10 protein-coding genes are annotated in these 8,280 nt (G+C 69.2%); 2 read left to right on the top strand and 8 right to left on the bottom strand.

Annotation, left to right across the window (positions count from 1 at the left end; all coding sequences use genetic code 11):
* Positions 1-46: 46 nt before the first annotated feature.
* The 8 genes from ACFPZI_RS13245 to ACFPZI_RS13210 all read right to left on the bottom strand — a co-directional run bounded on the left by ACFPZI_RS13245 (position 47) and on the right by ACFPZI_RS13210 (position 6,765).
* Positions 47-379 carry a metal-sulfur cluster assembly factor gene (locus ACFPZI_RS13245; RefSeq protein ID WP_332426576.1) on the bottom strand — a complete coding sequence of 111 codons (333 nt, stop codon included), beginning with the start codon at positions 377-379 and terminating at the stop codon, positions 47-49.
* The gene (gene sufU / locus ACFPZI_RS13240) at positions 376-840 is read right to left on the bottom strand and encodes a Fe-S cluster assembly sulfur transfer protein SufU (protein ID WP_381362593.1); all 465 of its coding nucleotides are present in this window, start codon (positions 838-840) and stop codon (positions 376-378) included. Before sufU ends, ACFPZI_RS13245 begins: the two co-directional genes overlap by 4 nt.
* 14 nt (positions 841-854) lie before the next feature.
* Entirely contained in the window at positions 855-2,126 is a 1,272-nt protein-coding gene (locus tag ACFPZI_RS13235) for a cysteine desulfurase (RefSeq protein WP_381362590.1), read from the bottom strand.
* A complete protein-coding gene (gene sufC / locus ACFPZI_RS13230; RefSeq protein ID WP_381362589.1) occupies positions 2,123-2,887 on the bottom strand; it encodes a Fe-S cluster assembly ATPase SufC in 765 nt (254 codons plus the stop codon). Before sufC ends, ACFPZI_RS13235 begins: the two co-directional genes overlap by 4 nt.
* 7 nt (positions 2,888-2,894) lie before the next feature.
* Positions 2,895-3,212 (bottom strand): non-heme iron oxygenase ferredoxin subunit, encoded by a 318-nt coding sequence (locus tag ACFPZI_RS13225; RefSeq protein ID WP_381362587.1) that lies wholly within the window; start codon positions 3,210-3,212, stop codon positions 2,895-2,897.
* Positions 3,209-4,393 (bottom strand): Fe-S cluster assembly protein SufD, encoded by a 1,185-nt coding sequence (gene sufD / locus ACFPZI_RS13220; RefSeq protein WP_381362584.1) that lies wholly within the window; start codon positions 4,391-4,393, stop codon positions 3,209-3,211. The genes ACFPZI_RS13225 and sufD overlap by 4 nt, the downstream gene beginning before the upstream one ends.
* 111 nt (positions 4,394-4,504) lie before the next feature.
* Positions 4,505-5,926 carry a Fe-S cluster assembly protein SufB gene (gene sufB / locus ACFPZI_RS13215; RefSeq protein ID WP_381362581.1) on the bottom strand — a complete coding sequence of 474 codons (1,422 nt, stop codon included), beginning with the start codon at positions 5,924-5,926 and terminating at the stop codon, positions 4,505-4,507.
* On the bottom strand, positions 5,923-6,765 hold the full coding sequence (locus tag ACFPZI_RS13210; RefSeq protein WP_381362578.1) for a helix-turn-helix transcriptional regulator: 843 nt from the start codon (positions 6,763-6,765) through the stop codon (positions 5,923-5,925). The genes sufB and ACFPZI_RS13210 overlap by 4 nt, the downstream gene beginning before the upstream one ends.
* 323 nt (positions 6,766-7,088) lie before the next feature.
* Between ACFPZI_RS13210 and ACFPZI_RS13205 the strand changes: the two genes are divergently transcribed.
* Together ACFPZI_RS13205 and ACFPZI_RS13200 are read left to right on the top strand one after the other, a co-directional pair.
* A complete protein-coding gene (locus ACFPZI_RS13205; RefSeq protein ID WP_381362576.1) occupies positions 7,089-7,241 on the top strand; it encodes a hypothetical protein in 153 nt (50 codons plus the stop codon).
* Between the two features lie 31 nt (positions 7,242-7,272).
* Positions 7,273-8,196 carry an ABC transporter ATP-binding protein gene (locus ACFPZI_RS13200; protein ID WP_381362574.1) on the top strand — a complete coding sequence of 308 codons (924 nt, stop codon included), beginning with the start codon at positions 7,273-7,275 and terminating at the stop codon, positions 8,194-8,196.
* Positions 8,197-8,280 lie beyond the last annotated feature (84 nt).

The raw sequence follows: 8,280 nt of genomic DNA, 5'->3' as shown, positions 1-8,280 counted from the left end.
GATTCACGGGTGCCGGGGGCCATGTGGCAACCCCGGGACCGGCGTCTCAGACGTTGAAGCCGAGTGCCCTCAGCTGATCGCGGCCGTCGTCGGTGATCTTGTCGGGGCCCCACGGCGGCATCCACACCCAGTTGATGCGCAGCTCGCTGACCAGGCCGTCCGTGGCGGACTTGGCCTGGTCCTCGATGACGTCGGTCAGCGGACAGGCCGCGGACGTCAGGGTCATGTCGATGGTCGCCACGTTGGTGTCGTCGACGTGGACGCCGTAGATCAGGCCGAGGTTGACGACGTCGATGCCCAGTTCGGGGTCGACGACGTCCAACAGGGCCTCACGGACTTCTTCCTCCGAGGCCGGCTTCATCTCCACGGTCTCGCTCATGCCGTTGTCCTTTCGGCGTCGGGGCCCAGGGCCTGGGCTGTCGCGTCCTTCCACGCCATCCAGCTGAGGAGGGCGCACTTGACGCGGGCGGGGTACTTGGACACCCCGGCGAACGCGACCGCGTCCTCCAGGGTCTCCTCCATCGCGTCGTCCGGCTCGACCTTGCCCCTGGACTGCATGAGCTCCAGGAAGGTCTCCTGGATCCGCTGCGCCGTGGCGAGGTCCTTGCCTACCAGCAGGTCGTTCAGCACGGAGGCCGAGGCCTGGCTGATGGAGCAGCCCTGCCCCTCGTACGAGACGTCACTGATCGTCGTGCCGTCGTACTTCACCCGCAGTGTGATCTCGTCGCCGCACGTCGGGTTGACGTGGTGCACCTCGGCATCGCCGTCCCGCAAGCCCCGCCCGTGCGGGTTCTTGTAGTGGTCCAGGATGACTTCCTGGTACATCGAATCAAGCTTCACGCGCAGCCAGCCCCTCAGCCGAAGAAGTTCCGTACGTGCTCCAGTCCGTCGACCAGAGCATCGATCTCGGCCGGGGTGGAGTACAGATAGAACGACGCTCGCGTGGTCGCGGGAATTCCGTACCGCAGGCAGACCGGCCGCGCGCAGTGGTGGCCGACCCGGACCGCGATGCCCTGCTCGTCGAGGACCTGGCCCACGTCGTGCGGGTGGATGTCGCCCAGCGTGAAGGAGATCGCGGCGCCGCGGTCCTCGGCCGTGTCGGGGCCGATGATGCGCAGGTCCGGGATCTCTGCCAGCCGCTTGACCGCGTACTCGGTGAGCGCGTGCTCGTGGGCGAGGATCTTGTCCATGCCGATCGCGCTCAGGTAGTCGATCGCGGCACCGAGACCGACCGCCTGGGCGATCGGCGGGGTGCCCGCCTCGAACTTGTGCGGCGCGGGGGCGTAGGTCGACGAGTGCATCGACACGGTCTCGATCATCTCGCCGCCGCCGAGGAACGGCGGCAGGTCCTCGAGCAGCTCCTGGCGGCCCCACAGGACGCCGATGCCGGTCGGGCCGCACATCTTGTGGCCGGTGAAGGCCACGAAGTCGGCCTGGAGGGCCTGTACGTCCACCGGCATGTGCGGGGCGGCCTGGGAGGCGTCGATGCACACCAGCGCGCCGACCTCCTGGGCGCGGCGCACGATCGCCTCGACCGGGTTGACGGTGCCCAGGATGTTGGACACCAGCACGAAGGAGACGATCTTCGTCTTCTCGGTGATGATCTCGTCGATGTTGGACAGGTCGAGGCGGCCGTCGTCGGTGAGGCCGAACCACTTCAGCTTCGCGCCGGTGCGCTGCGCGAGCAGCTGCCACGGCACGATGTTGGAGTGGTGCTCCATCTCCGTGATGACGATCTCGGTCTCGTGGTCCACCCGGTAGGGCTCGTCGGCCCAGCCCAGCATGTTCGCCACGAGGTTGAGCGACTCCGAGGCGTTCTTGGTGAAGATCACCTCGTTGCGGGAGGGCGCGTTGATGAACTCCGCGACCTTGTCGCGCGCGCCCTCGTACAGCGCCGTGGCCTCCTCGGCGAGCACATGCACACCGCGGTGGACGTTGGCGTTGTAGCGCTCGTAGTACTCACTGAGCGCGTCCAGTACCTGACGCGGCTTCTGGCTGGTCGCCGCGTTGTCCAGGTAGACGAGCTTCCGGCCGTCGTGGACCTGGCGGTCCAGGATGGGGAAGTCGCCTCGGATGGCCTCGTCAAGGAGCCTGGGCTCGGTGAGGAGGCCCGGCAGCTGTGTCACGCGGATGCTCCACCCTTCGCGTATGCCTCGTAGCCCTCGTTCTCCAGCTTGTCCGCGAGCTCGGCGCCGCCGGACTCGGCGATCCGCCCGTCGGCGAACACGTGGACGTAGTCGGGCTTGATGTAGCGCAGAATGCGCGTGTAGTGCGTGATCAGCAGGGTGCCGACCTCGCCGGACTCGCGGACGCGGTTGACGCCCTCGGAGACGATGCGCAGCGCGTCGACGTCCAGGCCGGAGTCGGTCTCGTCGAGGATCGCGATCTTCGGCTTGAGGAGCTCCAGCTGGAGGATCTCGTGGCGCTTCTTCTCACCGCCGGAGAAGCCCTCGTTGACGTTGCGCTCGGCGAAGGCGGGGTCCATGTGGAGGCGCTCCATGGTCTCCTTGACCTCCTTCACCCAGGTGCGCAGCTTGGGGGCCTCGCCGCGGATGGCGGTGGCGGAGGTGCGCAGGAAGTTGGAGACGGAGACGCCGGGGACCTCGACCGGGTACTGCATGGCGAGGAACAGGCCGGCGCGGGCGCGCTCGTCGACGGACATCTCCAGGACGTCCTCGCCGTCGAGGGTGACGCTGCCGCCGGACACGGTGTACTTGGGGTGACCGGCCAGGGCGTAGGCGAGGGTCGACTTGCCGGAGCCGTTGGGGCCCATGATGGCGTGCGTCTCGCCCTGCTTCACGGTGAGGTCGACGCCCTTGAGGATTTCCTTCGTGGCGTTGTCGGCCTCGACGGTGACGTGCAGGTCTCGGATTTCAAGCGTTGCCATGGGTGCCTCAGGACTCCTGGGTGAGGGAGACGAGCACGTCGTCCCCTTCGATCTTTACGGGGTATACGGGGACGGGGCGCGTGGCCGGAAGACTGTCGGGCTTGCCCGAGCGGAGGTCGAAGCGCGAGCCGTGCAGCCAGCACTCGATGTGGCAGTCGTCGACCTCGCCCTCCGAGAGGGAGACGTTCGCGTGCGAACAGATGTCGTTGATCGCGAACACCTCGCCCTCGGTGTGCACGAGGGAGACCGGCGTGCCGTCGAGTTCCACCCTTTTCGGGGTGTCCTCCTCCAGCTCGCTCAGCCCGCAGGCGCGTTGGAAGGTCATCCGACCGATGCCTCCAGCTCCTCCTCGATCTTGGCGATCAGGCGCTCCTCGATGTCCGGGACGCCGATCTGCTGGACCAGCTCGGCGAAGAAGCCGCGGACCACCAGGCGTCGGGCGTCCTGCTCGGAAATGCCGCGGGCCATCAGGTAGAAGAGCTGTTCGTCGTCGAAGCGGCCGGTCGCGGAGGCGTGGCCGGCGCCGACGATCTCGCCGGTCTCGATCTCCAGGTTGGGCACGGAGTCGACGCGGGCGCCGTCGGTGAGGACGAGGTTGCGGTTCATCTCGTAGGTGTCGGTGCCCTCGGCCCTGGCCTCGATGAGCACGTCGCCGATCCACACGGCGTGCGCGCCCTCGCCCTGGAGCGCACCCTTGTAGACGGCGTTGGACTTGCAGTGCGGAACGTTGTGGTCGACCAGGAGGCGGTGCTCCTGGTGCTGGCCGGCGTCGGTGAAGTACAGGCCGAACAGCTCGGCCTCGCCGCCGGTGCCCGCGTAGACCACCCGCGGGTGCAGCCGGACCAGGTCGCCGCCGAAGGTGACGACGACCGACTTGAAGGAGGCGTCGCGGCCGACGAGGGCGTTGTGCTGGGCGACGTGCACGGCCTTGTCGTCCCAGTCCTGGACGGAGACGACGGTGAGCTTGGCGCCGTCGCCGAGGACGTACTCGACGTTGGCGGCGAGCACCGCGTCACCGGTGTGGTCGATGACGACGACCGCCTCGGCGAAGGCGCCGAGTTCGATCACCTGGTGGCCGTAAGCGGTGCCGCCCTCGCCGTGCACCGCGATGCGGATCGGCTCGGTGAGCACGGTCTCCTTCGGCACGGTCACGACCGAGGCCTGCTCGAAGGCGCTGTACGCCTGGGCGGCGACGCGGTCCACCGGCTTGCCGGTCCGGCCGAGCCGCGCGTCGTCGCGGCCGATGGCCTCGACGCGGACGCCCTCGGGTGCCTCGACGGCGATCTTGACGCCTTCGCCGGTGGCGACGGCGGTGCCGTCGTGCAGGCCGCGCAGGCGCTCCAGCGGGGTGAACCGCCATTCCTCCTCGCGGCCGTGCGGGACCGGGAAGTCCGCCACGTCGAAGGACGGGGGCGCGCTCATACGGGTGGCGACGGTCGACTCGGCGGCCACCGCGATCGAGCCGGCGGTGGTGGAGCCCACCGGGAGATTCTGGACCTCAGCCATGGCTGTCGTAGTGCTCTCTTTCTGAGGGGGACGTGTGCTGTCCGACGGGGCGGGTCGGGTCGACCGGCCAACAGGGTCGAGTCGACCGGTCGACGGGGGCGGGGCGGCGGGTCAGCCGACCGCGCCTTCCATCTGCAGCTCGATCAGCCGGTTGAGCTCCAGCGCGTACTCCATCGGCAGTTCCTTGGCGATCGGCTCGACGAAGCCGCGGACGATCATCGCCATCGCCTCGAACTCGGACAGACCGCGGCTCATCAGGTAGAAGAGCTGGTCCTCGGAGACCTTGGAGACGGTCGCCTCGTGGCCCATGGACACGTCGTCCTCGCGGACGTCGACGTAGGGGTAGGTGTCCGAGCGGGAGATGGTGTCCACGAGCAGCGCGTCGCACAGCACGTTGGACTTGGCGCCGGAGGCGCCCTCACCGATCTCGATCAGGCCGCGGTAGGAGGTGCGGCCGCCACCGCGCGCCACCGACTTGGAGACGATGTTCGACGAGGTGTTCGGGGCCATGTGGACCATCTTGGCGCCGGCGTCCTGGTGCTGGCCCTCGCCGGCGAAGGCGATGGACAGGGTCTCGCCCTTGGCGTGCTCACCCATGAGGTAGACGGCCGGGTACTTCATCGTCACCTTGGAGCCGATGTTGCCGTCGACCCACTCCATGGTCGCGCCCTCGTAGGCCACGGCGCGCTTGGTGACCAGGTTGTAGACGTTGTTCGACCAGTTCTGGATGGTCGTGTAGCGGCAGCGGCCGCCCTTCTTGACGATGATCTCGACGACGGCGCTGTGCAGCGAGTCCGAGGTGTAGATCGGGGCGGTGCAGCCCTCGACGTAGTGGACGTAGGCGTCCTCGTCGACGATGATCAGCGTCCGCTCGAACTGGCCCATGTTCTCGGTGTTGATCCGGAAGTAGGCCTGGAGCGGGATGTCCACCTGGACGCCCTTGGGGACGTAGATGAACGAACCGCCGGACCACACGGCCGAGTTCAGCGACGCGAACTTGTTGTCGCCGACCGGGATGACGGTGCCGAAGTACTCCTGGAAGAGCTCCGGGTGCTCCTTCAGCGCGGTGTCCGTGTCGAGGAAGATGACGCCCTGCTCCTCCAGGTCCTCGCGGATCTGGTGGTAGACGACCTCGGACTCGTACTGCGCGGCGACACCGGCGACCAGGCGCTGCTTCTCCGCCTCGGGGATGCCGAGCCGGTCGTAGGTGTTCTTGATGTCCTCGGGCAGGTCCTCCCAGGAGGCGGCCTGCTTCTCGGTGGAGCGCACGAAGTACTTGATGTTGTCGAAGTCGATGCCCGACAGGTCCGAGCCCCAGTTGGGCATGGGCTTCTTGTCGAACAGGCGCAGGCCCTTGAGCCGCAGCTTCAGCATCCACTCCGGCTCGTTCTTCTTCGCGGAGATGTCGCGGACGACGTTCTCGCTCAGACCGCGCTTGGCCGCGGCGCCTGCCGTGTCGGAGTCGGCCCAGCCGAATTCGTACGTACCCAGGCCCTCGAGTTCGGGGTGGGCAGTCTCCGTGGGGAGAGTCATGCGGGGTTCCTCCCGGCCGTGCTGGCGGATGCGGTTGCGTTGTGGATGTGGGGCGAAGGCTTCTCGGACTTCGCCCCGGACGTTCTCGGGGGTTTCGAAGGCTCCGGTGGTTTCGGGGGCTTCGGGGGCGGTGAGGCCCCCGCGGCCCCCGAAACCGTCGAGGACTTCGGGATGAAGGTGGTGCAGACACCGTCGCCGTGGGCGATGGTGGCCAGCCGCTGGACATGCGTACCGAGCAGCTCGGCGAAAAATTCCGTCTCCGCCTCGCAGAGTTGCGGAAACCGCTCGGCGGCGTGGGCGACCGGGCAGTGGTGCTGGCACAGCTGCTCGCCCTGCTGCGGGTGGGGGGCGCTGCGCGCGGTGGCAGCGTACCCGTCCGCGGTGAGCGCCCTGGCCAGGGCCTGGGCGCGCTCCTCGGGGCCCGCCGCCTCCACCGCCTCGCGGTACGAGCCGGCCTGGGCGGCGATCCGGGCGCGGGCGAACGCGGCGATCGCCTCGTCGCCGCCCTCCCGCTCGCCGATCCACTGCAGGGCGTCCACGGCCAGTTCGTCGTACGACTGATCGAAGGCGTCCCGCCCGCAGTCGGTGAGGGCGAAGACCTTGGCCGGGCGTCCGCGCGTGCGTGCGCCGTAGACCCGCCGCTCACGCGCCTCCACGATTCCGTCGGCGGCCAGGGCGTCGAGGTGCCGGCGGACGGCCGCCTGGGTCAGCCCGAGCCGCTGGGCGAGTTCGGAGACGGTCGACGGGCCGTGGTCCAGGACGGAGCGGACGACCCGGTTGCGGGTGGACCGCTCACCGGTCGCAAGTTCCTCCTGGGGAGCCTCGCCGACGTTTTTCACAACACCATTGTTGCGTAATTCATCCGGACCGGGCAAGCCGCGCATGATCCGCCCGGGGTGCACTGCATCACTTAGGCAAACCTAAGGCGACCTGCGGAAACGATCTTTGATCAATCAAATCGGTGGCGTCCCCGGGCCCCTTCCGGGACACTCCCGAGCATGCCCGCACCCCCGCCGACCGGCCCTCTTGTCACCCGGGACACCCTCACCGCCGGACTCGCCGAGCTCGGTGTGCGGCCCGGCGACCACCCCCGCCCGCGGGGTGGGAATCGCCCCGGAGACGGTACGGATCCGGCCGGACGCCCGGTGCACGGGACCGCCCCGTGGACCGCCCCGTGGACCGTCCCGTCGTCCGCAGCAGGGTCGGGGCGGCCGAGGCGCGGCTGTTCCCGCTGCCGGACGCGGTGGCCTACGCGCAGCGGTGGCTGGAACTGCACCGTCCCCGTACGGAGGAGTTCCCGAACCCGCCGGTCTGAGGTCCCCGGCCCGTACCTAGACTCGTGACCCATGCGAAGTGAGCCCGTGGTCCAGGTGCAGGCCCTGGTGAAGCGGTACGGCACGAAGACCGCGGTGGACGGCCTCGACCTGGTGGCACGGCAGGGCGTGACGGCCGTGCTCGGACCCAACGGGGCGGGCAAGACGACCACGGTGGAGACCTGCGAGGGATACCGGCGGCCGGACTCCGGCGCGGTGCGCGTCCTGGGCCTGGACCCGGTGCGGCAGTCGGCCGCGCTCCGACCCCGCGTCGGCGTGATGCTCCAGTCCGGCGGCGTCTACTCCGGCGCGCGGGCCGACGAGATGCTCCGGCACATGGCCAAGCTGCACGCGCACCCCCTGGACGTGGACGCGCTGATCGAGCGTCTCGGACTCGGCTCCTGCGGCCGTACGACCTACCGGCGGCTCTCCGGCGGCCAGCAGCAGCGGCTCGCGCTGGCGATGGCCGTGGTCGGGCGCCCGGAACTGGTCTTCCTGGACGAGCCGACCGCCGGACTCGACCCGCAGGCCCGCCGCGCCACCTGGGACCTCGTACGGGATCTGCGCGCCGACGGGGTCTCCGTCATCCTCACGACGCACCACATGGACGAGGCCGAACAGCTCGCCGACGACGTCGCGATCATCGACGCCGGCCGGGTGGTGGCCCAGGGCAGCCCCGAGGAGCTGTGCCGGGGCGGCGCCGAGAACACCCTGCGCTTCTCGGGCCGGCCGGGACTGGACGTGGCGTCTCTGCTCAAGGCGCTGCCGCCCGACTCCCAGGCCGACGAGCTGACCCCGGGCTCGTACCGGGTGGTCGGCGAGGTGGACCCGCAACTGCTCGCCACGGTCACGTCCTGGTGCGCACAGCACGGCGTGCTGCCGGACCGGATCTCGGTCGAACGGCACACCCTGGAGGATGTCTTCCTGGAACTGACGGGCAAGGAGCTGCGTTCATGATCCGGGTCCGCACGGAGACCGGCCGGGGGTCCGGGGGTCGTCCCCCGGGAAGACACAGCCTGGAACTGACGGGCAAGGAGCTGC

The sequence above is a fragment of the Streptomyces chlorus genome, from assembly GCF_042655885.1.
GTDB classification, from domain to species: domain Bacteria; phylum Actinomycetota; class Actinomycetes; order Streptomycetales; family Streptomycetaceae; genus Streptomyces; species Streptomyces chlorus.
Note: the sequence above shows the minus strand (reverse complement) of the source record. Positions and strands in the feature narration are given on the sequence as shown.

Coding starts and splice junctions, on each gene's coding strand:
- ACFPZI_RS13225 (WP_381362587.1), bottom strand. CDS start 3,212: ATGACCTTCCAACGCGCCTGCGGGCTGAGCGAGCTGGAGGAGGACACC.
- sufB (WP_381362581.1), bottom strand. CDS start 5,926: ATGACTCTCCCCACGGAGACTGCCCACCCCGAACTCGAGGGCCTGGGT.
- ACFPZI_RS13245 (WP_332426576.1), bottom strand. CDS start 379: ATGAGCGAGACCGTGGAGATGAAGCCGGCCTCGGAGGAAGAAGTCCGT.
- sufC (WP_381362589.1), bottom strand. CDS start 2,887: ATGGCAACGCTTGAAATCCGAGACCTGCACGTCACCGTCGAGGCCGAC.
- ACFPZI_RS13200 (WP_381362574.1), top strand. CDS start 7,273: ATGCGAAGTGAGCCCGTGGTCCAGGTGCAGGCCCTGGTGAAGCGGTAC.
- sufD (WP_381362584.1), bottom strand. CDS start 4,393: ATGGCTGAGGTCCAGAATCTCCCGGTGGGCTCCACCACCGCCGGCTCG.